The organism is Escherichia sp. WS1368 (assembly GCF_046487485.1).
GTDB lineage: Bacteria > Pseudomonadota > Gammaproteobacteria > Enterobacterales > Enterobacteriaceae > Escherichia > Escherichia coli.
This window is the reverse complement of sequence record NZ_JBJQJI010000007.1, coordinates 58181-83541: the sequence shown is the minus strand read 5'-3', so window position 1 is coordinate 83541 and position 25361 is coordinate 58181. Positions and strand designations below refer to the sequence as shown.

Here is a 25361-nt window from a genome sequence, read left to right as displayed (position 1 = left end):
CCCAACGCAATAATGTCTGATGCGCTGCGCTTATCAGGCCTGCAAACGACGTATTGATTATGTATGCCGGACAAAGCATTCACGCCGCATCCGGCAAGTTGTATTGCCCAACTTCGCTAAATCTGGTGCTTTTTCAACAACGCGCGGAACTGATGATAGGTTAACCCCAGCAATTCAGCTGCGCGCTTCTGGTTATATTTCCCTTGTTGCAAACTGAGTTGCAGCAACTCTTTTTCCTGCTGCATCTGAAACTCACGTAAATCCAGCGGCAGTGTTGGAAGCGAGGTGGTTTCTGAAACGGCGATAGCGTCTTCAGGCGGACGCCGTTTAAAGGGATCAATAATAATGTCATCAAGCGGATAATCGCTGGTGCCGTGGCGATATACTGAACGTTCCACCACGTTTTTCAATTCACGAATATTTCCCGGCCAGCGATAATTCAGCAATGTTTCTCTGGCGCGCTCCGTAAACCCCGGGAACAGAGGCAGCTTGATTTCCCGACACATCTGAATGGCAAAGTGTTCTGCCATCAGCATAATGTCGCTTTCGCGCTCGCGCAGGGGCGGCAGTTGCACTACATCGAAAGCCAGCCGGTCGAGCAGGTCAGCGCGAAAAGTACCTTCATTGACCATCGCCGGGAGATCGGCATTCGTCGCGCATACCAACCGCACATTCACCTGCAATGGCTGGCTGCCGCCAACGCGCTCCAGTTCACCGTACTCAATCACGCGCAATAATTTCTCCTGCACCATCATCGGTGCCGTAGCGAGTTCATCAAGAAATAGCGTACCGCCGTCGGCACGTTCAAATCTCCCTGGATGACGTTTTTGCGCACCGGTAAACGCGCCCGCTTCGTGACCAAACAGTTCGGAATCCAGCAGATTTTCATTTAACGCCGCGCAGTTAAGGGAAATAAACGGCCCCTGCCAACGGGAGGAGAGATAATGCAGACGGCTGGCAATCAGCTCTTTACCTGTGCCGCGCTCGCCGATGATGAGCACCGGTTTGTCCAGCGGTGCGAGATGCGAAACCTGTTCCAGCACTTCGAGAAAGCTGTTCGCCTCACCGAGTAAATTATCTTTGTATTCTGCCATGATGAAATTCGCCACTTGTTAGTGTAATTCGCTAACTCATCCTGGCATGTTGCTGTTGATTCTTCAATCAGATCTTTATAAATCAAAAAGATAAAAAATTGGCACGCAAATTGTATTAATAGTTCAGCAGGACAATCCTGAACGCAGAAATCAAGAGGACAACATTATGGGTATTTTTTCTCGCTTTGCCGACATCGTGAATGCCAACATCAACGCTCTGTTAGAGAAAGCGGAAGATCCACAGAAACTGGTGCGTTTGATGATCCAGGAGATGGAAGATACATTGGTTGAAGTGCGTTCTACTTCGGCGCGTGCGCTGGCAGAAAAGAAACAGCTGACTCGCCGTATTGAACAAGCGTCGGCGCGTGAAGTTGAATGGCAGGAAAAAGCCGAACTGGCGCTGCTGAAAGAGAGAGAGGATCTGGCGCGTGCGGCGTTAATTGAAAAACAGAAACTGACCGATCTGATTAAGAGCCTGGAACATGAAGTGACGCTGGTGGACGATACGCTGGCACGCATGAAGAAAGAGATCGGCGAGCTGGAAAACAAATTGAGCGAAACACGCGCTCGCCAGCAGGCATTGATGTTACGCCATCAGGCGGCAAACTCGTCGCGCGATGTGCGTCGTCAGCTGGACAATGGCAAACTGGATGAAGCAATGGCTCGTTTCGAATCTTTCGAACGTCGAATTGACCAGATGGAAGCGGAAGCAGAAAGCCACAGCTTCGGTAAACAAAAATCGCTGGACGATCAGTTTGCCGAACTGAAAGCCGATGATGCAATCAGCGAGCAACTGGCACAATTAAAAGCCAAAATGAAGCAAGACAATCAATAATAACATCCAGGCGGCGTCTGAACGCGCCGCCGCTCATCGTCTAAGGAGTCCTTATGAGCGCGCTATTTCTGGCTATTCCGTTAACCATTTTTGTGCTGTTTGTTTTACCGATCTGGTTATGGCTGCATTACAGCAATCGTTCTGGTCGCAGTGAATTGTCGCAAAGTGAGCAGCAGCGATTAGCGCAACTGGCTGATGAAGCAAAACGGATGCGCGAACGTATTCAGGCGCTGGAATCCATTCTTGATGCAGAACATCCGAACTGGAGGGATCGCTAATGGCGGGCATTAATCTCAATAAAAAATTATGGCGTATTCCACAGCAGGGCATGGTCCGTGGCGTCTGCGCCGGGATTGCCAACTATTTTGATGTACCAGTAAAACTGGTGCGTATCCTGGTGGTGCTGTCGATTTTCTTCGGTCTGGCGCTGTTTACCCTGGTTGCTTACATCATTTTGTCATTTGCGCTTGATCCAATGCCGGACAACATGGCCTTTGGTGAGCAGCTACCTTCCAGCAGTGAATTGCTGGATGAAGTCGACCGTGAACTGGCGGCAAGTGAAACGCGTTTACGCGAGATGGAACGTTATGTCACTTCCGATACTTTCACGTTACGTAGCCGTTTCCGTCAACTGTGAGGAAAGTTATGAATACTCGCTGGCAACAGGCCGGGCAAAAGGTGAAGCCTGGTTTCAAATTAGCAGGCAAGCTGGTACTTCTTACCGCACTGCGCTATGGCCCGGCGGGTGTAGCTGGCTGGGCGATAAAATCAGTTGCTCGCCGACCACTGAAAATGTTGCTGGCCGTGGCGCTGGAACCGCTGTTAAGTCGGGCTGCCAATAAACTGGCGCAGCGTTATAAAAGGTGAGGGGAGTTTCGCAAAAATTGTTAAAGCTAAGGCATATTATGGATGGCAATTTTCATCCATAGAAGGACGCTTACATGTTTAAAAAAGGCTTACTTGCTCTGACACTGGTGTTTTCACTGCCCGTTTTCGCCGCTGAACACTGGATCGATGTTCGTGTTCCAGAGCAGTATCAGCAAGAGCACGTTCAGGGAGCCATCAATATTCCCCTGAAGGAAGTGAAAGAGCGCATTGCCACCGCCGTTCCGGATAAAAACGACACCGTGAAAGTGTATTGCAATGCCGGACGCCAGTCAGGGCAGGCAAAAGAGATCCTTAGCGAGATGGGATATACCCACGTTGAGAACGCCGGCGGCCTGAAAGACATCGCAATGCCGAAGGTCAAAGGTTAACAAATTACTTATTGAGCGGTGTAAACAACGCCGCTTACTCATTTGATAAATCAAAATTAACCCACATTATTATCTCCAGTATCTAATCCTTTCTACAGCTTTCTGGCACAGGACAGCAATGAAGCGACTTAAAAATGAACTTAATGCGCTGGTGAATCGGGGTGTCGACAGACATCTGCGCCTCGCTGTAACCGGACTTAGCCGCAGCGGCAAAACAGCGTTTATCACCGCGATGGTTAATCAGTTGCTCAATATTCATGCCGGAGCACGTTTGCCGCTTTTAAGTGCGGTGCGTGAAGAGCGCCTGCTGGGCGTAAAACGCATTCCCCAGCGTGACTTTGGCATTCCGCGCTTCACCTATGATGAAGGGTTGGCGCAGTTATATGGCGATCCTCCCGCCTGGCCGACGCCTACGCGCGGCGTCAGTGAAATTCGCCTGGCGTTACGTTTTAAATCGAACGATTCGCTGCTACGCCACTTTAAGGACACCTCCACGCTGTATCTGGAAATTGTGGATTACCCCGGCGAATGGTTGCTCGACCTGCCGATGCTGGCGCAGGACTATTTAAGCTGGTCGCGCCAGATGACGGGCTTACTCAATGGTCAGCGCGGCGAATGGTCGGCGAAATGGCGAATGATGTGCGAAGGGCTGGACCCGCTAGCGCCTGCCGACGAAAACCGGCTGGCAGACATTGCCGCCGCCTGGACCGAGTATCTCCACCACTGCAAACAGCAGGGGTTGCACTTTATTCAGCCTGGGCGCTTTGTCTTGCCGGGAGATATGGCAGGAGCACCCGCGCTGCAATTCTTCCCGTGGCCGGATGTCGATGCCTGGGGCGAGTCCAAACTGGCGCAGGCCGATAAGCATACCAATGCCGGAATGCTGCGCGAGCGCTTTAATTATTATTGCGAGAAGGTGGTGAAGGGGTTCTATAAGAATCATTTTCTGCGCTTTGACCGCCAGATTGTGCTGGTGGATTGCCTGCAGCCTCTCAACAGTGGGCCACAGGCATTTAATGATATGCGTCTGGCGCTGACGCAGCTGATGCAAAGTTTCCACTACGGGCAGCGAACCCTGTTCCGGCGTTTGTTTTCGCCGGTTATCGATAAGCTATTGTTTGCTGCGACTAAAGCAGACCATGTGACCATCGATCAGCACGCCAATATGGTTTCATTACTGCAACAACTAATTCAGGATGCCTGGCAAAATGCGGCGTTCGAAGGGATCAGCATGGACTGCCTGGGGCTGGCGTCAGTTCAGGCGACCACCAGCGGCATTATTGATGTTAACGGTGAGAAAATCCCGGCGCTGCGCGGTAATCGACTCAGTGATGGCGCACCGCTCACTGTTTATCCTGGCGAAGTTCCCGCACGTTTGCCTGGTCAGGCGTTCTGGGATAAGCAAGGCTTCCAGTTTGAGGCGTTTCGTCCGCAGGTGATGGATGTCGACAAACCGCTACCGCATATTCGTCTTGATGCTGCGCTGGAATTTTTAATAGGAGATAAATTGCGATGACCGAACCGTTAAAACCACGTATTGATTTCGACGGTCCACTGGAGGTCGATCAGAATCCAAAATTCAGGGCGCAACAGACCTTTGACGAAAATCAGGCGCAAAATTTTGCCCCGGCCACGCTCGACGAAGCGCAGGAAGAAGAGGGGCAAGTTGAAGCGGTGATCGACGCAGCGTTACGTCCGAAACGCAGCCTGTGGCGCAAAATGGTGATAGGCGGGTTGGCTCTGTTTGGCGCAAGCGTTGTCGGGCAGGGCGTGCAGTGGACAATGAACGCCTGGCAAACCCAGGACTGGGTGGCGCTGGGTGGATGTGCCGCTGGGGCATTGATTATCGGCGCTGGCGTAGGTTCTGTGGTAACAGAGTGGCGGCGCTTATGGCGCTTGCGACAGCGCGCCCATGAACGCGACGAAGCGCGCGATTTGTTGCACAGTCACGGCACGGGTAAAGGCCGTGCATTCTGCGAAAAACTGGCGCAGCAGGCGGGTATCGATCAGTCGCATCCGGCGCTGCAGCGCTGGTATGCCTCAATCCATGAAACGCAAAACGACCGTGAAGTGGTCAGCCTGTATGCGCATTTGGTCCAGCCAGTTTTAGATGCCCAGGCGCGGCGCGAAATCAGCCGTTCGGCGGCGGAATCAACGTTGATGATTGCGGTCAGCCCGCTGGCGCTGGTGGATATGGCGTTTATCGCCTGGCGCAATCTGCGTTTGATTAATCGCATCGCCACGCTGTATGGCATTGAACTGGGATATTACAGCCGTTTGCGCCTGTTTAAGCTGGTATTGCTGAATATCGCTTTCGCCGGAGCCAGCGAACTGGTGCGCGACGTGGGGATGGACTGGATGTCGCAAGATCTCGCTGCGCGTTTGTCTACCCGGGCAGCTCAGGGGATTGGTGCAGGACTTCTGACGGCACGACTGGGGATTAAAGCTATGGAGCTTTGCCGCCCTCTGCCGTGGATTGACGATGACAAGCCACGCCTCGGGGATTTCCGTCGTCAGCTTATCGGTCAGGTGAAAGAAACTCTGCAAAAAGGCAAAACGCCCAGCGAAAAATAATGCAATATCGGGTGCTGACCGGATATCTTTACGCCGAAGTGCCCGTTTTTCCGTCTTTGTGTCAATGATTGTTGACAGAAACCTTCCTGCTATCCAAATAGTGTCATATCATCATATTAATTGTTCTTTTTTCAGGTGAAGGTTCCCATGCGTCTGGAAGTCTTTTGTGAAGACCGACTCGGTCTGACCCGCGAATTACTCGATCTACTCGTGCTAAGAGGCATTGATTTACGCGGTATTGAGATTGATCCCATTGGGCGAATCTACCTCAATTTTGCTGAACTGGAGTTTGAGAGTTTCAGCAGTCTGATGGCCGAAATACGCCGTATTGCAGGTGTTACCGATGTGCGTACTGTCCCGTGGATGCCTTCCGAGCGTGAGCATCTGGCGTTGAGCGCGTTACTGGAGGCATTGCCTGAACCTGTGCTCTCTGTCGATATGAAAAGCAAAGTGGATATGGCGAACCCGGCGAGCTGTCAGCTTTTTGGGCAAAAATTGGATCGCCTGCGCAACCATACCGCCGCACAATTGATTAACGGCTTTAATTTTTTACGCTGGCTGGAAAGCGAACCGCAGGATTCCCATAACGAGCATGTCGTTATTAATGGACAGAATTTCCTGATGGAGATTACGCCTGTTTATCTTCAGGATGAAAATGATCAACACGTCCTGACCGGTGCGGTGGTGATGTTGCGATCAACGATTCGTATGGGCCGTCAGTTGCAAAATGTCGCCGCCCAGGACGTCAGCGCCTTTAGTCAAATTGTCGCCGTCAGCCCGAAAATGAAGCATGTTGTCGAACAGGCGCAGAAACTGGCGATGCTAAGCGCGCCATTGCTGATAACCGGTGATACCGGCACCGGAAAAGATCTCTTTGCGTATGCCTGTCATCAGGCAAGCCCACGCGCGGGCAAACCCTATCTGGCGCTGAACTGTGCTTCTATCCCGGAAGATGCGGTCGAGAGTGAACTGTTTGGTCATGCTCCGGAAGGGAAGAAAGGGTTCTTTGAGCAGGCGAACGGTGGTTCGGTACTGCTGGATGAAATAGGTGAGATGTCACCACGGATGCAGGCGAAATTACTGCGTTTCCTTAATGATGGCACTTTCCGTCGGGTTGGCGAAGACCATGAGGTGCATGTCGATGTGCGGGTGATTTGCGCTACGCAGAAGAATCTGGTCGAACTGGTGCAAAAAGGCGTGTTCCGTGAAGATCTCTATTATCGTCTGAACGTGTTGACGCTCAATCTGCCGCCGCTACGTGACTGTCCGCAGGACATCATGCCGTTAACCGAGCTGTTCGTCGCCCGCTTTGCCGACGAGCAGGGCGTGCCGCGTCCGAAACTGGCCGCTGACCTGAATACTGTACTTACGCGTTATGCGTGGCCGGGAAATGTGCGGCAGTTAAAGAACGCTATTTATCGCGCACTGACACAACTGGACGGTTATGAGCTGCGTCCACAGGATATTTTGTTACCGGATTATGACGCCACAACGGTAGCCGTGGGCGAAGATGCGATGGAAGGTTCGCTGGACGAAATCACCAGCCGTTTTGAACGCTCGGTATTAACCCAGCTTTATCGCAATTATCCCAGCACGCGCAAACTGGCAAAACGCCTGGGCGTTTCGCATACCGCGATTGCCAATAAGTTGCGGGAATATGGTCTGAGTCAGAAGAAGAACGAAGAGTAAGCGCGAATATGCCTGATGGTGCAACACCATCAGGCATATTAACTTATGCTTTCAGTACAGCCAGAGCTGCTTCGTAATCCGGCTCGGTGGTGATTTCATCCACCAGCTGGCTGAAAATCACATTGTCATTTTCATCAATAACCACAACGGCACGCGCTGCCAGACCTTTCAGTGGGCCATCAGCAATTGCCACACCGTAGGCTTGCAGGAATTCAGCGTTACGGAAAGTGGAGAGGGTGATAACGTTGTTCAGACCTTCTGCGCCGCAGAAACGAGACTGGGCGAACGGCAGATCGGCAGAGATACACAGCACAACGGTGTTGTCGATCTCGGTTGCCAGTTGGTTAAACTTACGTACTGATGCGGCGCAAACACCGGTATCAATACTCGGGAAAATGTTCAGCACTTTGCGTTTACCCGCAAACTGACCGAGGGTGACGTCAGACAGATCTTTTGCCACGAGAGTAAAAGTCTGCGCTTTGCTACCCGCCTGCGGGATGGAATTGGCGACTGTAACCGGGTTGCCCTGGAAATGAACGGTTTGTGACATGATTATCTTTCCTGTTTACATATAGTTAACGTCACACCTAGTTTATGCTAACTGTCAATAACACAGCAAACGCTATTTGCGCTTAATCCGCAGACCACCGCGACAACAAGGAGTAAAGATGAGAACCGTTAAGGTATTCGAGGAAGCCTGGCCCTTACATACCCCGTTTGTGATTGCTCGGGGAAGTCGCAGTGAAGCGCGCGTGGTGGTGGTTGAACTGGAAGAAGAAGGTATTAAAGGCACCGGCGAATGCACGCCGTATCCGCGTTATGGAGAAAGTGATGCCTCGGTAATGGCGCAAATTATGAGCGTCGTACCGCAATTAGAGAAAGGGCTGACACGGGAGGAGTTGCAAAAAATTCTCCCTGCCGGCGCAGCACGTAATGCGCTGGATTGTGCATTGTGGGATCTCGCGGCGCGAAAACAGCAGCAATCGCTGGCTGATTTGATCGGCATAACGCTTCCCGGGACAGTTATCACTGCACAGACGGTAGTCATCGGTACGCCTGATCAGATGGCCAATAGTGCATCAACACTCTGGCAGGCAGGCGCGAAATTACTGAAAGTAAAGCTGGATAACCATCTTATCAGTGAGCGGATGGTGGCAATTCGCACCGCTGTGCCCGATGCGACGCTGATCGTTGATGCAAATGAATCCTGGCGTGCAGAAGGGTTGGCGGCGCGTTGCCAGCTATTGGCGGATTTAGGCGTTGCGATGCTTGAACAACCGCTTCCTGCGCAGGACGATGCGGCGTTGGAGAATTTTATTCATCCGTTACCGATTTGCGCAGATGAAAGTTGTCATACTCGTAGCAATCTGAAGGCGCTGAAAGGGCGCTATGAGATGGTTAACATTAAGCTCGATAAAACGGGTGGCCTGACGGAAGCGCTGGCGCTGGCGACTGAATCACGTGCACAAGGTTTTAGTCTGATGCTGGGCTGCATGTTGTGTACCTCTCGTGCCATTAGCGCCGCTTTACCGCTGGTGCCGCAGGTCAGTTTCGCCGATCTTGACGGACCGACCTGGCTGGCGGTAGATGTGGAACCGGCGCTTCAGTTCACGACGGGCGAATTGCATCTTTAGGATGCCAGCGCAGCAAGTTTGCCATCGCAAAGAGATATTTTTCGCTGGCTTCGTCGGAGGAGATGGGCGGAAACTCTGCGGTGATGCAATGCAAGTTGAGATCTGCACACCAACTGCCGAAAGAGCCAGGTGTTTCATAACCGACGCTGGTTACCAGAGGCAATTCAAACGCCTGGGCCAGCCATTCGCCTAATTCACTGTGTCTGGGATCTTCAATACAGGCCAGCGGATCGTGGAATGAGACCACCCAGGCGGGTTGAATGCGGTGTATAAGCTGGCACAGCGCCTGGGTTTCAGGTTCAGAGCCAGGTTTGTCACCTGTCAGCAATACGACATCACGTTCTTCAGCGGCGCTGTTCCAGCGATAAACGGTTTCACCTTCCTTCCAATTCGCCGCCGGAAAGTTTCTGTTTAAATCCACACCATTAGCATTGGCCCGTAACCCTAACTGGCAGCCGTCAGGATTCACACACAGCACCACATGATGGCGGCGCAAAGAAGGTGTCAACGTCCGCAGAGCACAGGAGAGCGTGACGATCGAAGAGTTTTCATCACCGTGAGTGCCAGCCAGAATCAAACCACTTTCGCGGCTGGCTGCAGGGGCAGGAAACCAGATTAACGGCGCGCCCAATAATGAACGTCCGTAATGTTCTGTTCCGGGCGGAAATGCGCCGCGTTCGGCGCGTGGGCGAGTTACGGTCATGATCGTCTCTGGTTCAGGAAGTATTACAGGCAGTGTTGTGCAAATTTTGCGGATTATCAAATCCTTTTCTTCAACGCTATGTCATCGATCTTGTATCACTTTTTTGCCGGAAGTTGTTTGCATTTTCATTGATGTGCAGATATTAGAATTGTCGTAATGTTATATACATGGCGTATTTTATTCTTACTGGTTCTACACATGTTAATCGCATCTGATTGATCAGTTCACCTTAATAAGTTTAATAAATCGTACTGCACATAGTACAGTACGATGGTAGCTATATAATTGATTTACATGAAGAATGGCTTATCGCCATCAGTCCCGGGTTGATTGATGCCTATATTCTCACCAATGTGTTTCTCAGGTTTATCGATGATATCTGTAATTAATGCTGCGACACTCTTACGTGATACGATCGTACCTTTGAATGGTTCATTGCGTGAGGTAAGCTCATAATCAATAATATCTTCATCAGTCAGCCAGGCAGGGCGAAGAATTGTATATTCCAGTCCAGAAGCCTCAATTGCATCCGCAGCCCTGCGGAATGGTTTTAGGGGTTCACCAATAACTGCATTATTCCATTCGCCAAATTTTCCTGGAACTTCATCATAAATACCGAGGGAAAGAACAAAGATCAGACGTTTAACATCACAGGCTTTCATCGCAGCGATCACTGAATTTGCCTGAATATCTAAATCTTCCCCCGTAAGGTTGGCATACACAACATCCTGTCCCTGCATGGCCTGCTTCAGTGCTGCATGATTCAGTACATCCCCCATAATAATCTTGCTATTAGTTGGATAGGGTTTGTGGATTTTTGCTGGCTGACGGGCAAATAAAGTTTGTTTAATGGTTTGTTTATCTGCCAGTTGATTAATCACATGGCGGGCTATCTGACCGCCAGCACCAAGAATCAGTACATTTTTCATGAAACTTTTCCCAGATTATTGGCAGCAATATGCCAGGCCATATCACTATTACGGATTTGAATATGTTTCATTACAGAGTTTCCTCAAAGAACGGCGCTAATACTGAAATTGCTTCAGCCACATAGACTTTGCCGTCATAAAGATCCATATGGTTTGCGCCTTCAACAATGTGATAGCGTTTATCCTGGCTTGATGCTCGATCGTACAGGTCGTCACTCATCCATTTGCTCCCTGCCTGGCTGCCCGCCACAATCTGTATCGGCTGAGTCAGGTACACTTCCGCCATATGGTAAGCATCATAGGTAATAATCTGGTTAAGGCTGCGCAAAGTAGCGTAACCCGGTGCTGTTGGATACTGCGCGCGAGGGGTGTGGTAATACTCCCAGGCCTGACGCAGTTCTTCGTTCGGCGCATCGGACTCCTTCATTGGTGCCAGTGGCATGGTGGCGTATTCTCCGCTGCTAATATCGCTGGTTCGGGCGTTTGAACCCGCGTCAACGTATGGTAGGGCATCAATAGATTTCACATTGTTTTCCCAACCATTACGGAACATCGAACCAATATTGACCGCACTAACGGTACCGATGGCCTTGATGCGGCGATCCTGAATTGCAGCATTGGCTGTATATCCTGCACCGGCACAAATTCCCATCGCACCAATTCGGGTATTGTCGACATAAGAAAGCGTTGTCAGGTAATCAATCACGGCACTGACGTCTTCAGTACGAATGTATGGGTTTTCTAACTGACGCGGCTCGCCGCCGCTTTCACCTTGATAAGATGCGTCATAAGCAATAGTGACAAATCCCTTTTCCGCCAGTTTTTCGGCATAGGTTCCGGCCGTTTGCTCTTTAACGCCCCCACCTGGGTGAGATACCACAATTGCCGGATACTGACGGGTTTCATCAAATTTTGGAGGGAAATAGATCACTGCAGACAAAGAGATGGTTGGATTATTGCTGTTAGTGAAGCTGACTTTATTATTCATCATTCCGTTCCTCATGGAGTTGTCGGTTCGTTTTGGCGGTTGGTGATATCACTATAGATATTGATCATTAAGTTGATTAGACCCTAAATTATGATTAGACCTATCATTTAAATGATTAATAGATTGTATGGAGATACTGAATGAAGCGTGAAGAAATCGCTGATCTGATGGCGTTTGTCGTCGTTGCAGAGGAGCGTAGCTTCACTCGCGCAGCAGCCCGCCTGAGCATGGCGCAATCAGCTTTAAGCCAGATAGTGCGCCGTATAGAAGAACGATTAGGATTGCGGCTTCTGACGCGAACCACGCGCAGCGTTGTACCCACTGAAGCGGGCGAGCATCTTTTGTCTGTTCTTGGCCCTATGTTGCATGACATAGATTCTGCCCTGACATCCCTGAGCGATCTGCAGAACCGCCCATCCGGGACAATACGTATTACTACTGTAGAACATGCAGCAAAAACGATATTGTTACCAGCTATGCGCACATTCCTGAAATCGCATCCTGAAATTGATATCCAGCTTACCATTGATTATGGTTTGACCGATGTCGTTTCTGAACGTTTTGATGCAGGCGTCCGTCTGGGTGGGGAGATGGATAAAGATATGATCGCCATTCGAATCGGGCCAGATATACCAATGGCTATTGTTGGCTCACCGGATTATTTTTCTCGTCGAAGTGCTCCAACGTCAGTGTCACAATTAATAGATCATCAGGCAATTAATTTGTATCTTCCCACATCGGGTACAGCAAATCGCTGGAGATTAATACGCGGTGGACGTGAAGTTCGTGTTCGCATGGAAGGTCAGCTTTTACTGAATACGATAGACCTGATCATTGATGCTGCAATTGATGGGCATGGATTGGCGTATCTACCTTATGATCAGGTTGAGCGGGCTATTAAAGAAAAAAAACTGATACGTGTTTTGGATAAATTCACACCAGATTTACCCGGTTATCACCTGTACTATCCACACCGTCGACATGCTGGCTCGGCATTCTCATTATTTATAGATAGGCTGAAGTATAAAGGTGCTGTTTAGCACTACTTGCTGATACATTAATTTAATTCTTCTCTTAACGTATTCTCAGTTCCTTTCAACGTTTTGGTTATTTTTTATTCTTCGCACAATGGCGACAGATGCTGATTATGATACCGAAAACGGGTTTGAACGTGCGAAGCCCGAACGTAGTGTTCGGAGTTCTATGTGCTTTACCGCATTTTGGAGACTATTATTTACACTAAATCTGATTTGATATATTGATACTTAAAACATTTGATGCTTCCTTTGTCACTTTTTTGATGGAAGTTGTTTGCATTTCTTTAAGGCGAAACAAATAATTACGCATCAATTTTAATGTCGGTTAGAGGGAAACTTATGAAGCACTCTGTTTCAGTCACGTGTTGTGCGCTGTTGATCAGCAGCATTTCTCTTTCGTATGCTGCAGAAGTTCCGAGCGGCACAGTACTGGCAGAGAAGCAGGAGTTGGTGCGCCACATTAAAGATGAGCCTGCGTCGCTGGATCCCGCTAAAGCCGTGGGCCTGCCAGAGATTCAGGTCATTCGCGATCTGTTTGAAGGACTGGTGAATCAGAACGAGAAAGGGGAGATTGTCCCCGGCGTTGCGACTCAGTGGAAAAGTAATGACAACCGTATCTGGACTTTTACCCTGCGCGATAACGCAAAATGGGCGGATGGCACACCGGTAACGGCGCAAGATTTTGTCTACAGCTGGCAGCGTCTGGTGGACCCGAAAACGCTATCGCCATTTGCATGGTTTGCCGCGCTGGCGGGAATCAACAACGCACAGGCGATTATTGATGGTAAAGCTACGCCTGACCAGCTTGGCGTCACCGCAGTTGATGCCCATACTTTGAAAATTCAGCTTGATAAACCGTTGCCGTGGTTTGTGAATTTAACCGCTAACTTTGCCTTCTTCCCGGTGCAAAAAGCCAACGTAGAAAGCAGTAAAGAGTGGACGAAACCCGGAAAACTGATCGGCAATGGCGCTTATGTTCTTAAAGAGCGCGTAGTCAATGAAAAACTGGTCGTGGTACCGAATACCCATTATTGGGATAACGCCAAAACGGTACTGCAAAAAGTGACCTTCCTGCCAATTAATCAGGAATCCGCAGCCACTAAGCGTTACCTCGCGGGGGATATTGATATCACCGAATCCTTCCCGAAAAATATGTATCAGAAGCTGTTGAAGGATATTCCGGGGCAGGTTTATACGCCGCCGCAGCTCGGGACCTATTATTATGCGTTTAACACGCAAAAAGGGCCGACGGCCGATCAGCGCGTTCGCCTGGCATTAAGTATGACGATAGATCGCCGCCTGATGACCGAAAAAGTGTTGGGGACGGGGGAAAAGCCAGCGTGGCATTTTACACCAGATGTTACTGCCGGTTTTACGCCGGAGCCTTCGCCGTTTGAACAAATGAGTCAGGAAGAACTGAATGCGCAGGCAAAAACTTTGTTGAGCGCCGCTGGTTATGGTCCGCAAAAACCGCTGAAGCTGACGCTTTTGTATAACACTTCAGAAAACCATCAAAAAATTGCGATTGCTGTAGCATCGATGTGGAAAAAGAACCTTGGCGTAGATGTTAAATTGCAGAATCAGGAATGGAAAACCTATATCGATAGCCGTAACACCGGCAATTTTGATGTTATCCGCGCCTCATGGGTAGGGGATTATAATGAACCCTCCACTTTCCTTACGTTGTTAACGTCAACGCATTCAGGGAATATTTCACGCTTTAACAATCCGGCATACGACAAAGTACTGGCCCAGGCATCAACGGAAAATACCGTTAAAGCGCGTAATGCCGATTACAATGCGGCAGAAAAAATCCTCATGGAGCAAGCACCGATTGCACCAATTTATCAATATACCAATGGACGATTAATCAAGCCGTGGCTGAAAGGTTATCCCATTAATAACCCGGAAGATGTGGCGTACAGTCGGACTATGTATATTGTGAAGCATTGATGTGATGGGAATTGGCGTTACCCTTGTGGATAACGCCAGTGATGTCTGATTTAGCGACCCTGGTCCGGCGGTGTAATGTTATCCATATACAGCGTCTGGCTGGGGAAGGCAAAGTCCGCGCCGTGTGACTGTACAATATCGATAATCTTCAAATAAACGTCTTGCTGTGCAGCAAGCCATTCAGCCCATACCGTGGTTTTGGTAAAGCAATAAACCATAATATTTAATGACGAATCGGCAAACTGGTTGAAATAAACCAGTAAGGTTTGTCGCTGGTCGATGGCCGGGTGATTTTTCAGCATCTCACGTACGGCTTCGACAATAACGCCCACTTTTGCCGCATCCTCATAACGTAAACCAATGGTCGTGGTAATGCGCCGGTTGGTCATTCGTCCAGGATTTTCTACGCTGATCGACGAAAACAGCGAGTTCGGTACGTACAATGGACGATTATCAAAGGTCGTAATTTTGGTAATTCGCCAGCCAATTTCCGCTACTGTACCTTCGATATTTCTGTCCGGTGAACGGATCCAGTCGCCAATACTAAAAGGACGGTCGAAATAGAGCATAATCCCGGAAAAGAAGTTACTCAGAATATCTTTACCGGCCATACCGACAGCCAGACCACCAATACCACCAAAGGTCAACAAGCCAGAAAGGCTCATGCCGAAATGTTCGCCATAAAGCAGAACAAGCACCACAATAATGGTGATTTTGATGATACGCGACATAATCCGCGCACTGGTGATATCGCGACCTTTTTTAATCTGCTGTTTTTCAAACTGATTAATCAGCAGAAATAGCTTAATCGTCAGAATAACCGCAATCAGGGACGTACAGATAAAATCGATAACGCCTGGGGTGATAAATTTGAGTTTATAGTTTTCTATAACATAATTAATGATGCTACCAACAGCACTGATAATTATGGTGTAGATTAAAAATTGCACCGCATGGAATAAAAAACCTTTTCTTTTACGATTTCCGCGGCGAAACCAAAAGCTCATCAGAATCAATGCTGCGCAGCTACCGAAAATAATGACCAGATTAAGCGCATTATTTGTAAACAGTTCAGCGATCATTGTTTTATCAGGCTCCTCCAGATAATTGTCGTCATGCCGGAAACCCCTGGCGGGGCTATTTTACCGCGACAATTCATTCAGATCATCAATAGTCAGGGAAGGAAGTAGCAACATTAGCTAACTAATCAATGCGTTGATTGTAAATCCAGCTAAGAGGTAAGGTTTTCAGAGCAGACAACGGTAAAATGTCATGGTATTGTTACGTTTAGGTAACAAGAAATTTGTCTGCACAAGGATTACATCATGATTATGGCGAAACTGAAGTCAGCGAAAGGGAAGAAATTTCTCTTTGGTTTGTTGGCGGTTTTCATTATTGCGGCGTCGGTTGTGACTCGCGCGACCATCGGCGGCGTTATAGAACAGTACAATATTCCGCTGTCTGAGTGGACGACATCAATGTATGTGATTCAGTCATCGATGATTTTTGTTTATAGCCTGGTCTTTACTGTGTTGCTGGCAATACCGTTGGGAATTTATTTTCTTGGCGGCGAAGAGCAGTAAGTAAAAAATAGGCCCGATAACTCGGGCCTTGTCAGTTATTGAAGAGTCGTTAATCGTCTTCTTCGTCATCCAGTTCAACGGGTGTCTGATACTGGTCAGGTTTAATGACCAGCAGGTCGCAGCGAAGATGATCAATCACCTGTTCCGCCGTGTTGCCGAGGAATGCTGCTGAAATACCGGTGCGTCCGACCGTGCCCAGAACCACAATCCCCGCCTGTAAATGCTCCGCCAAATCAGGAATCACCTCTTCTGGCAGACCTTTTTCTACGTGCGTCATGTTTTCATTAATGCCGAATTTCTGCCGTAGGGCTTTCATTGCCAGCAAATGTTGCCCACGAATGGCATCGTTATAAACGCTCGGATCAAATTCCGGCAGTTCAATCGCGATATTAATTGGCGTTACCGGATAAGCGCCAACCAGATGAACTTCAGTATGGTTGACTTGTTCTGCCAGTTCGATCGTCTCTTTGACCAGTTTTTCATTGAGCGCATTATGGTACGGCTCTTCACTGGCGAGATTCACCGCCACCAGCGCCTTACCCCCTTCCGGCCACGGCTGGTCTTTCACCATCCACACCGGGCTTGGGCATTTGCGTAACAGATGCCAGTCCGTTGGCGTAAAAATCACCGCTTCCAGACGGTCATGTTGGTGCGCCATTTTTAGCACCAAATCGTGCCCGCCGCTGATCACTTCCTGAATGATGGCTTCGAAAGGACGGTTATGCCAGACCACTTTAATTTCAATGGGAACGCCAGCATTGAGATAATATTTTGCCTGCTCGTGGATCCAGGCTGTACGCTGGCTGATGACGCCCTGACGCATAGCGGTACGTTCGTCCGGAGAGAGCAGGGTGGTCATTTCGTATGAGAAGTCATAGATCGGCAAAAAGGCTTTAATTTTGCCACCAATCCGTTGATGTAAATAAACAGCTCGCCGCAATGCTGGTTGGTCGTCCTGGTTAGGATCGATAACAACGAGCATGTTCTGATACATAGCCATACAGGGTCTCCTTACAACAACTGTCAACGCAGTTTGTAATTAAAAGATTAACCCATATCTGGTGAATGAAACAGTGATGAACCTTCTGCCAGATCAATAAATCAGAAAAATTTAATGATATGACAGAAGGATAGTGAGTTATGCGGAAAAATCAGGCAACGTTACGCGTATGACCAGCAAGCTGGGCCAGCGCATCGTTATTTTCGATGGTGATGTATTTACCTTTGACTGCCAGCATACCGCTTTTCTGGAAGCGACCCAGCAGACGGCTGATGGTTTCTACCGTCAGGCCCAGATAGTTACCGATATCGCCACGAGTCATCGTCAGGCGGAATTCACGAGGGGAGAAGCCGCGTTGGGCAAAACGACGGGACAGGTTGTAGATGAATGCAGCCAGACGTTCCTCGGCATTTTTCTTCGACAACAGCAGGATCATGTCCTGATCGCCTTTGATTTCACCGCTCATCAGACGCATCATCTGCTGACGCAGATTCGGCATTTTACCAGACAAATCGTCCAGCGTTTCGAACGGGATTTCACATACCATCGAGGTTTCCAGCGCCTGCGCGAAGCTCGGGTGATGACCGCTGCCGATGGCATCAAATCCCACCAGATCGCCTGCTAAATGGAAACCAGTAATTTGCTCGTCGCCTTGCTCAGTGATGGTATAACTTTTAATCGTACCGGAGCGGATGGCATAAAGCGATTTAAGTTCATCACCAGCCTTAAACAGCGTCTGGCCTTTCTGAATAGGCTTCTTCCGCTCAATGATATTATCAAGCTGATCAAGCTCATGTTCGTTGAGTGTGAACGGGATGCAAAGCTGGCTGATGCTGCAATCCTGGCAATGGATAGCACAACCGCCAGACTGAATGCGCCGTATAATTCGCTTTTCCGGGATCATAGGTCTGCTCAAGCCGTAATTGATATTTGTCAATTTTAACATCTTTTTAGGGAGCAAGTAAGTCTAAGCAAACCTTAACAGCAGAGAATTCCGATATTAGATGTAAATATATGTCTATCTATTTGAAAACCCTTAAGTTGTTAAGGGTAACTTTACATAAAAGTGTGAACAAGCTGGCACAAATTGTTTAATGTTTACAGCAAAAGATAACCTTCGTGGCGCAATAACCACTCTTTTCGCTGAACTCCGCCTGCATATCCGGTCATGGTACCGTTTCTGCCAATGACCCGATGACAAGGCACAACAATGCTGATGGGATTCGATCCGTTAGCCGCACCAACGGCACGCGCCGCGCCAGGGCGACCCAATTGTTCGGCCAGTTGACCGTAATGCATTACCTGCCCGCAGGGGATAGTGCGTAGTGTTTTCCAGACTTCGCGCTGAAATGGCGTCCCCCCTGTGGCAGTGGGAAGCGTATCAATAATGCTAAGATTACCGGCAAAATAATCACGAAGTTTGTCGCTTAAACCGCCTGGGTTGGTGGCAGAAATGCGCTCATAGCCTTCTTTGCGATAATGGATGTCCAGCAGCTGCACCATGCGTTCGCTGTACTCTTCCCATTCAACCGCCCGCAGGCGAAATTGCTCATCGCAAATCACCCACAGTGGACCCAGTGGCGTGACAATTTTTTCTTCAAGTAATCTCAGCATCCGTTCTCTCTTAAGACAAACGTGGGTAAATCCCCGGACCTATCGGCAGACCGACAAGATACCACGCCAGCAACATCAGCAGCCATACCACCAAAAAGATAAGTGGATAGGGCAAAACTAACGAATAGTAAGTACCCAGTTTCGCGTCTGGTTTGTAGCGTTGCAGGAATCCAAGAAACAGTGGAACAAAAGGAGATACTGGCGCTAAAGGCAATACGGATGAGTCGGCAATACGAAAGAGGATTTGCGCAAATGCCGGGTGAAAGCCAAGTAGCATAAACATCGGTACGAAAATGGGGGCCAGAATCGACCAGATTGCGGAACCGCTGGCGATAAACATGCATAAGAAAGAGGAAAGCAACGCCAGACCGACAAACGCCGGGATGCCGCTAAGCCCTGAACTTTCCAGTATATCGGTCAGCCCCACGGCGATGAATTTCCCCATGTTGCTCCAGTTAAACATGGCGACAAACTGGGCGAGGGGAAAAACCATCACGATAAATCCCGCCATCTCTTTCATCGGTTCAATCATTAAATGCGGTAAATCCGCCTGACGTCGAATTGTGCGGGTAGCGATGCCATAAGCCAGCGAGACCACAAAGAAAAAAAGAATGATCAGTGGCACGATACCTTTAATAAAGGGGGATGGCATCACGGTGTGATTAATCGGATCGCGCAATATCCCGTTTTCCGGGATCACCATCAGCGCAATCGCAGCAATAAAAAGTAGCGATACGACACCTGCTATGCGTAAACCAAAACGCTGACTTTCGGTCAATGTCTGCAGTTTCTCATCGCTGTTTCCCTGCCATTGACCTAAACGTGGCTCAATGATTTTGTCGGTTATCAGGCCGCCAACAATCGTCAGTACGACTACGGAGCTGGCCATAAAATACCAGTTATCAATTACACTGACGTGCATTTGCGGATTGAACGCAGCCGCAGCCTCCGTGCTGATCCCCGACAGCAACACGTCGGTTGTGACAATCAGTAAATTAGCCGTAAAGCCGCAACCTACGCCTGCAATGGCGGCAAGTAAACCTGCAACTGGATGCCTGCCCACCGCCAGAAAAATTAGCGCACCCATCGGTGGCATGATCACTAACGCCGCATCGGAAGAAATGTGGCTGAAAAAAGCAATAAACAGCACCATATAACTGGCGTAGCGGGCATTAACATGCGATGCCATTTTAACCATTAGCGCTGGTAGTAAGCCGACGCGCTCCGCCAGACCGGCACCTAAAACCAGCGCCAGGATCGCACCAAGTGGAGCAAAACCGCTAAAGTTTTTAATAACATTGGGTAAAAACCAGTGTAATCCTTCCACACTGAGCAGGTTTTTCACCACCACCGGCGTACCATCGGTCGGGTTTTTTGCACTGACGCCAAAGGCCGACAAAATTGCCGTCGTCACCATGAGTACGATAATCAAATAGATAAAGAGCAAAAAAGGATGGGGAACCTTGTTACCAATTCTTTCGACCCAGCCATAGAGCTTCCCGGATTGGGAGGACGACGGTATGGATGACATACTCATGGGCATTCCTCGTTTGTTGTGTTTGCGTTGTTGTTGTTATTTTAAAGGTGACGGTGTCACGTTTTTCGGGATAGGGCAGTGATACGGTTGCGTGTCCGTAACTTGCTGATGCTCTTGTTGGCATTCTTGCAATAGCCCTGAATCAATGAAGAGATTAAGTGTGGTTGCTGCCATAGTTTTCGCCGCCAGCAGCATTCCTTTATGAGCAATAGATGTTCGCCCCTGGCTAACCAGTTGCCACGTATGTAGCGGGGTACCAACGGCAAAGCAGGGGCTGAAACACTGGGCAACAGGCAGTTTCCAACTGACGTCGCCGACATCAGTCGATGCCGCAAGCACGTTATCGGTGGCGGCATATGGAGCGACTTCATTCGCCAGTACCGTTTCACGATGACGTAGTGCAAAAGCCTTGCCGTTTTCGCCACCGGTTGCAGCGATATTATTCAGACTGTTTTGCCGATCGTTGGGGGTGAGCGTAGCCTGAATTTGTTTCGCAAAAGCCAGTTCTTCGCAGTTCCATTCCGGGGTACCAAAATGGGATAGGGCTCGGTACATGGCATTTTCTAAGGTGCGATTCGGGAGATAACTGGAACAGGCTTTGTCGAAGCGGCATTCAACCGTGGTTTCGGTCATCAATGCCGCACCTTCGGCGATTTTGGCGACCCGATCATAAATATGCTGCACATCGGTCATTTCGGGGGCGCGGATAAGATAAAGCACTTCTGCCTGCGCCTGGACCACGTTGGGCGAGATCCCGCCGCTATCTGTGATGGCATAGTGTACGCGCGCTTTTTCAATAATATGTTCGTTGAGGAAGTTGGTGCCAGTGGTCATCAACGTTACGGCATCAAGGGCGCTGCGTCCCAAATGAGGGGAATTCGCGGCATGTGCTGCGATCCCTTTAAAGCGCCATGATGCCTGAATGTTTGCCAGCGTGCGGGTATTGAACATACCGGCAAAGGCTTCCGGGTGCCAGGTGAGTGCCGCATCCACATCATCAAATACCCCCTCGCGGACCATGAACGTTTTACCCGAGCCGCCTTCTTCGCCAGGACAACCATAAAAGCGCACCGTGCCGCCTTGCCCATATTGTTCCAGCCATTTCTTGACGGCTATTGCAGCGGCAAAGGCGGCGGTTCCCAGCAAATTGTGTCCGCAACCGTGACCATTTTCACCGGGCGTCGCGGATGTAGGTTGCGCGCAACTTGCTTGCTGACTTAAACCTGCCAGGGCGTCATATTCCCCCAGCAGGGCGATAACCGGTTTGCCTTGACCAAACGAAGCAATAAAGGCATTTGGGATATTGCCTACGTTGCGGGTAACGGTGAAGCCTGCAGACTCCAGCGCCGAAGCCAGATGCTCCGCTGACCAGAACTCTTCAAAACGTGTTTCTGGATGATCCCAGATTTGATCGGCAATATCGGTATAACGTTGGCGATCGGCTTCAATCGCATCGTCGATAAAACGATAGATTTCCTGCATCAGATACCTCGCGTCCAGGGAAAATTGAGCGCGGTGCGCGCCAGCGTTTCGACGGCAATAGCGAGAACCTGCTCGTCAAAATCGAATTTTTCGTTGTGATGACCTGCCGCCAGCTGTGTGCCAAACACCACGTAGGAGGCTTGCCCTTGATGTTGCTGCACGCGGGCCATCATTAATGTGGCATCTTCGGAACCCGCAGGCGCTTCAACACGTTCAATGGCTTGATTGACCCCCGGGACCTGAGCTGCCTGACTTTGCAACCATGCGACCCATTGCGGCGAAGGAGAACTGGCGGTAGCTGCACCCATCAGACGAGTTTCAACGCCGACACCATACATGGTTGCTGCGCCCTGAATCGCTTGTTGTGCACGTTCAAAAACATATTGATTAATGACGTCGCTGGCCCCGCGTGTTTCCACTTTCAGCAACGCTGAGGCGGGAACAACATTACGACCGCTTCCTGCCTGCATAACGCCCACGTTTACTCTGGAAGCGCCTTCGCTGTGCGGGGCGATTGCATGCAGTGCAAGAGTTGCTTGTGCTGCCGCCAACAAGGCATTGTGACCGTCTTCTGGTTTTGCGCCTGCGTGAGCGGCGGTCCCGGTGAAGTGCGCGTCAAATTTGGTGGTTGCCATAAAATTATCACTGCCGCACACCACGGTGCCCGCAGGTACGCCAGTGCCAATGTGCACGGCAGTAAAATAATCAACATCATCCACTACACCTGCATCGACCATCGCCCGCGCGCCACGCGTACCTTCTTCTGCAGGTTGAAAAATCAGTTTGATGACGCCATGTAGTCCGGACTCGAACTGTTTAAGGGTATGCGCCAGCCCAAGTCCAATGGCGGTATGTCCATCATGACCACAGGCATGCATCATTCCGGCGTTACATGACGCAAAACCGTCGCGGTAGGGGCGATGGCTGACATCCCGTTCTTCACTGAGATCCAGCGCGTCCATATCGACACGGAAAGCCATCACCGGACCGGGGCGACCGGTATCCAGGGTAGCGACGATGCCAGTGAAACCGCCTTCAAAAGCCGCAATCCATTGTTCTAGCGCACCCTGTTGACGAGCGCGCTCGAATTCGCGTTGTAGAGTGAATTCATCAGGTAATCCCATCCGGCTACTTTCATTAACTACTTCGCGGCCCAGCGCCAGTGAATAACCGAGCTGGTGCAATTCTTCCGCAACAAGGGTGGCAGTGCGGAATTCCACCCAGCCAGACTCTGCATAGTGGTGAAAATCACGTCGCCAGTGCGATAATTTTGGGGCAAGCGAATTAATAAATTGATTCAAAGACTCCATAACCTTTCCCGTCATCAGTAAAAAGTGTGACCCGGTTCACGTAGCGATAGTTTTTACTTATCACTAACTGATTTTTCACAGTTTTAACCGTTCATAAATTACCCTGACACAATCATCTGCATTAAAGTAGATGCCAGTTTCTTTGGTCTGATAAATAACGGTTATCGGTGGCGTCATGGCTTTTCAGGTAAAAATTCATCAAATTCGGGCTTTTGTTGAAGTGGCTCGTCAGGGCAGCATTCGCGGAGCGAGCCGAATGTTGAATATGTCGCAACCGGCACTGAGTAAATCTATTCAGGAGCTGGAAGAAGGGTTGGCGGCACAACTCTTTTTTCGCCGTAGTAAAGGCGTGACGTTAACTGATGCCGGCGAAAGTTTTTATCAGCACGCCAGTCTTATTCTTGAAGAGCTGCGCGCAGCGCAAGAGGATATTCGCCAACGACAAGGGCAACTAGCAGGGCAAATTAATATCGGCATGGGGGCCAGTATTTCCCGCAGTCTGATGCCAGCTGTCATATCTCGTTTTCATCAGCAGCATCCGCAGGTAAAAGTACGCATTATGGAAGGGCAACTGGTATCGATGATTAATGAATTGCGCCAGGGGGAACTGGATTTCACCATCAATACCTATTATCAGGGACCCTACGACCACGAATTTACTTTTGAGAAATTACTGGAAAAGCAATTCGCGATCTTTTGCCGCCCGGGACATCCCGCCATTGGTGCCCGTTCGATCAAACAGTTACTGGACTACAGCTGGACAATGCCGACGCCACACGGCAGCTACTACAAACACTTGAGTGAATTGCTTGACGATCAGGCGCAAACGCCACAGGTCGGCGTAGTCTGCGAGACGTTCTCAGCCTGTATCAGTCTGGTGGCAAAAAGCGATTTTCTCAGCATACTACCTGAAGAAATGGGCTGCGATCCCTTGCACGGACAGGGGCTGGTGATGTTGCCGGTTAGCGAAATTTTACCGAAAGCGACCTATTATTTGATTCAGCGACGTGATAGTCGCCAGACACCACTGACCGCGTCATTAATCACGCAATTTCGGCGAGAATGCGGCTATCTGCAAAGTTAAAACTGCATAAAAAAATAGAGTCTGTCGACATCCGCCAGACTCTACAGTACACACAGCAGTGCATCCTCGTCTTAAATCCGGCCTGGGGTCCTGGTGACCGGTGACAGTGTTATAACGGTTTTACCCATCCGTTGCCAATTTTCTTCAGTGACAGATTTCACGAAAATATAAGTTAAATCATTTGTCTTGTGATTGCATAATCATGCATCGTTAATCGACGAGTAAATTTACCGGGCGAGTAGCCCGTTCGACGCTTAAACATATTGCCGAACGATTCAGCTGAGGCATAGCCCAGACGATGGGCAATTTTGGTCAACGAATATCCATCATCAAGAAGCGTCACTGCAGAAATAACGTGCATTTGCTGAACCCAGTGGCGAAATGTTAATCCCGTCTCTTTAACAAATAAGCGCATGAGTGTACGGCTACTGACGTTAATTTTATCCGCTAGATTATCCAATGTTGGCAGATACCCTTGGTTGTTTAGCAAATTCTCACAAAGCTGCTGTAGCCGCTCATCATTTGGCCAAGGGAGTTCAAGTGACATTTTCACCCCCATTTTTATTTCCTGAAGTATCAGTGTCTCGAGGGCTGAAAAACGTAACTGTTGTTTATCTGTGGTACTTTGCGACGGTGGAAGTTGGTTAATTGCAATTAGTAATTCCCTTAACAGGGGTGAAATACCCGTCATGAAGCAAACTTTTCCCAGCGTTTCACTTTCCGCTTCTGAAACCAGTACGGTTTTTAAAAGTACGTTGCCTGTCGCAACAAACTTATGCGGCATTTGTGGGGGCAGCCAAAGCGCGCTGCTGGCATGCACTAGCCAGACGCTTTCTCCAGCCCATACACGAACGACTCCTTCAGCCGGGTAAAGCAACTGGGCATAGAGATGTTTATGCCAGGGAACTGTACCTCCATTCAGATGTTCCGAATCCAGTCCGATAATGTGATGCCCTGGTGATGCTTTGGGTTGCAGTGTGATTGTCATTTACAGTAGGTATTTTGTCAGAAATCATCAAATAAGCCATGTTAAATTTTAAATATGACGAATGCAAGTTT

26 protein-coding genes are annotated in these 25361 nt (G+C 49.4%); 13 read left to right on the top strand and 13 right to left on the bottom strand.

Annotated features, from left to right (window positions below):
* Positions 1-116: 116 nt before the first annotated feature.
* On the bottom strand, positions 117-1094 hold the full coding sequence (pspF, locus tag ACJHYD_RS14610; protein ID WP_000852835.1) for a phage shock protein operon transcriptional activator: 978 nt from the start codon (positions 1092-1094) through the stop codon (positions 117-119).
* A 166-nt stretch (positions 1095-1260) separates the two neighbouring features.
* Here pspF and pspA point away from each other — a divergent pair, with 166 nt between their 5' ends.
* The 8 genes from pspA to tyrR all read left to right on the top strand — a co-directional run bounded on the left by pspA (position 1261) and on the right by tyrR (position 7448).
* Positions 1261-1929, top strand: coding sequence for a phage shock protein PspA (gene pspA / locus ACJHYD_RS14605; protein WP_000511021.1), 669 nt, complete (start codon positions 1261-1263; stop codon positions 1927-1929).
* A 53-nt stretch (positions 1930-1982) separates the two neighbouring features.
* Positions 1983-2207 carry an envelope stress response membrane protein PspB gene (gene pspB, locus ACJHYD_RS14600; RefSeq protein ID WP_001274963.1) on the top strand — a complete coding sequence of 75 codons (225 nt, stop codon included), beginning with the start codon at positions 1983-1985 and terminating at the stop codon, positions 2205-2207.
* The gene (pspC, locus tag ACJHYD_RS14595) at positions 2207-2566 is read left to right on the top strand and encodes an envelope stress response membrane protein PspC (RefSeq protein WP_000907387.1); all 360 of its coding nucleotides are present in this window, start codon (positions 2207-2209) and stop codon (positions 2564-2566) included. Before pspB ends, pspC begins: the two co-directional genes overlap by 1 nt.
* An 8-nt stretch (positions 2567-2574) precedes the next feature.
* Positions 2575-2796, top strand: a complete 222-nt coding sequence (gene pspD / locus ACJHYD_RS14590; protein ID WP_001295585.1) for a phage shock protein PspD — start codon at positions 2575-2577, stop codon at positions 2794-2796.
* A gap of 74 nt (positions 2797-2870) precedes the next feature.
* Positions 2871-3185, top strand: a complete 315-nt coding sequence (gene pspE / locus ACJHYD_RS14585) for a thiosulfate sulfurtransferase PspE (RefSeq protein WP_000473128.1) — start codon at positions 2871-2873, stop codon at positions 3183-3185.
* A 118-nt stretch (positions 3186-3303) separates the two neighbouring features.
* The gene (locus ACJHYD_RS14580) at positions 3304-4701 is read left to right on the top strand and encodes a YcjX family protein (protein ID WP_000825768.1); all 1398 of its coding nucleotides are present in this window, start codon (positions 3304-3306) and stop codon (positions 4699-4701) included.
* Positions 4698-5759, top strand: a complete 1062-nt coding sequence (locus ACJHYD_RS14575; protein WP_001563821.1) for a YcjF family protein — start codon at positions 4698-4700, stop codon at positions 5757-5759. Before ACJHYD_RS14580 ends, ACJHYD_RS14575 begins: the two co-directional genes overlap by 4 nt.
* 147 nt (positions 5760-5906) lie before the next feature.
* A complete protein-coding gene (tyrR, locus tag ACJHYD_RS14570) occupies positions 5907-7448 on the top strand; it encodes a transcriptional regulator TyrR (RefSeq protein WP_001309477.1) in 1542 nt (513 codons plus the stop codon).
* 43 nt (positions 7449-7491) lie between these two features.
* Here tyrR and tpx read toward each other — a convergent pair whose 3' ends face one another.
* A complete protein-coding gene (tpx, locus tag ACJHYD_RS14565) occupies positions 7492-7998 on the bottom strand; it encodes a thiol peroxidase (RefSeq protein ID WP_000084387.1) in 507 nt (168 codons plus the stop codon).
* Positions 7999-8116: 118 nt separating this feature from the next.
* Here tpx and ycjG point away from each other — a divergent pair, with 118 nt between their 5' ends.
* Positions 8117-9082 (top strand): L-Ala-D/L-Glu epimerase, encoded by a 966-nt coding sequence (gene ycjG, locus ACJHYD_RS14560; RefSeq protein ID WP_001551028.1) that lies wholly within the window; start codon positions 8117-8119, stop codon positions 9080-9082.
* Here ycjG and mpaA read toward each other — a convergent pair.
* The 3 genes from mpaA to ACJHYD_RS14545 form a co-directional block, all read right to left on the bottom strand.
* Positions 9057-9785 (bottom strand): murein tripeptide amidase MpaA, encoded by a 729-nt coding sequence (gene mpaA, locus ACJHYD_RS14555; RefSeq protein WP_001551029.1) that lies wholly within the window; start codon positions 9783-9785, stop codon positions 9057-9059. The genes ycjG and mpaA overlap by 26 nt on opposite strands.
* A 290-nt stretch (positions 9786-10075) precedes the next feature.
* Positions 10076-10714: an SDR family oxidoreductase gene (locus ACJHYD_RS14550; protein WP_000800177.1), complete on the bottom strand. Its 639-nt coding sequence runs from the start codon at positions 10712-10714 to the stop codon at positions 10076-10078.
* Positions 10715-10784: 70 nt separating this feature from the next.
* Positions 10785-11705 (bottom strand): alpha/beta hydrolase, encoded by a 921-nt coding sequence (locus tag ACJHYD_RS14545; RefSeq protein WP_000981716.1) that lies wholly within the window; start codon positions 11703-11705, stop codon positions 10785-10787.
* A 137-nt stretch (positions 11706-11842) separates the two neighbouring features.
* Between ACJHYD_RS14545 and pgrR the strand changes: the two genes are divergently transcribed.
* Positions 11843-12742, top strand: coding sequence for a DNA-binding transcriptional regulator PgrR (gene pgrR / locus ACJHYD_RS14540; protein WP_000817700.1), 900 nt, complete (start codon positions 11843-11845; stop codon positions 12740-12742).
* A gap of 336 nt (positions 12743-13078) precedes the next feature.
* The gene (gene mppA, locus ACJHYD_RS14535; protein ID WP_001551030.1) at positions 13079-14692 is read left to right on the top strand and encodes a murein tripeptide ABC transporter substrate-binding protein MppA; all 1614 of its coding nucleotides are present in this window, start codon (positions 13079-13081) and stop codon (positions 14690-14692) included.
* Between the two features lie 50 nt (positions 14693-14742).
* Here the strand turns inward: mppA and ynaI are convergent, their stop codons facing one another.
* Positions 14743-15774 carry a low conductance mechanosensitive channel YnaI gene (gene ynaI, locus ACJHYD_RS14530; protein WP_000559899.1) on the bottom strand — a complete coding sequence of 344 codons (1032 nt, stop codon included), beginning with the start codon at positions 15772-15774 and terminating at the stop codon, positions 14743-14745.
* 243 nt (positions 15775-16017) lie between these two features.
* On the opposite strand from ynaI, the gene ACJHYD_RS14525 reads away from it, so the two are divergent.
* Positions 16018-16275: a DUF2534 family protein gene (locus tag ACJHYD_RS14525; protein ID WP_000605090.1), complete on the top strand. Its 258-nt coding sequence runs from the start codon at positions 16018-16020 to the stop codon at positions 16273-16275.
* A 49-nt stretch (positions 16276-16324) separates the two neighbouring features.
* On the opposite strand, the gene uspE is transcribed toward ACJHYD_RS14525, so the two are convergent.
* The 6 genes from uspE to abgA all read right to left on the bottom strand — a co-directional run bounded on the left by uspE (position 16325) and on the right by abgA (position 23218).
* Positions 16325-17275, bottom strand: coding sequence for a universal stress protein UspE (uspE, locus tag ACJHYD_RS14520; RefSeq protein WP_001262123.1), 951 nt, complete (start codon positions 17273-17275; stop codon positions 16325-16327).
* A gap of 151 nt (positions 17276-17426) precedes the next feature.
* The gene (gene fnr / locus ACJHYD_RS14515; protein WP_000611911.1) at positions 17427-18179 is read right to left on the bottom strand and encodes a fumarate/nitrate reduction transcriptional regulator Fnr; all 753 of its coding nucleotides are present in this window, start codon (positions 18177-18179) and stop codon (positions 17427-17429) included.
* 194 nt (positions 18180-18373) lie between these two features.
* Positions 18374-18889, bottom strand: a complete 516-nt coding sequence (ogt, locus tag ACJHYD_RS14510; protein WP_000945045.1) for a methylated-DNA--[protein]-cysteine S-methyltransferase — start codon at positions 18887-18889, stop codon at positions 18374-18376.
* A gap of 10 nt (positions 18890-18899) precedes the next feature.
* A complete protein-coding gene (gene abgT / locus ACJHYD_RS14505) occupies positions 18900-20426 on the bottom strand; it encodes a p-aminobenzoyl-glutamate transporter (RefSeq protein ID WP_000062967.1) in 1527 nt (508 codons plus the stop codon).
* 36 nt (positions 20427-20462) lie between these two features.
* Positions 20463-21908 carry a p-aminobenzoyl-glutamate hydrolase subunit AbgB gene (gene abgB / locus ACJHYD_RS14500; protein WP_001156454.1) on the bottom strand — a complete coding sequence of 482 codons (1446 nt, stop codon included), beginning with the start codon at positions 21906-21908 and terminating at the stop codon, positions 20463-20465.
* On the bottom strand, positions 21908-23218 hold the full coding sequence (gene abgA, locus ACJHYD_RS14495; RefSeq protein WP_001551031.1) for a p-aminobenzoyl-glutamate hydrolase subunit AbgA: 1311 nt from the start codon (positions 23216-23218) through the stop codon (positions 21908-21910). The genes abgB and abgA overlap by 1 nt, the downstream gene beginning before the upstream one ends.
* A 175-nt stretch (positions 23219-23393) precedes the next feature.
* Here abgA and ACJHYD_RS14490 point away from each other — a divergent pair, with 175 nt between their 5' ends.
* Positions 23394-24302 (top strand): LysR family transcriptional regulator, encoded by a 909-nt coding sequence (locus ACJHYD_RS14490; RefSeq protein WP_000885449.1) that lies wholly within the window; start codon positions 23394-23396, stop codon positions 24300-24302.
* A gap of 172 nt (positions 24303-24474) precedes the next feature.
* Here the strand turns inward: ACJHYD_RS14490 and ACJHYD_RS14485 are convergent, their stop codons facing one another.
* Entirely contained in the window at positions 24475-25290 is an 816-nt protein-coding gene (locus tag ACJHYD_RS14485; RefSeq protein WP_000156573.1) for an AraC family transcriptional regulator, read from the bottom strand.
* Positions 25291-25361 lie beyond the last annotated feature (71 nt).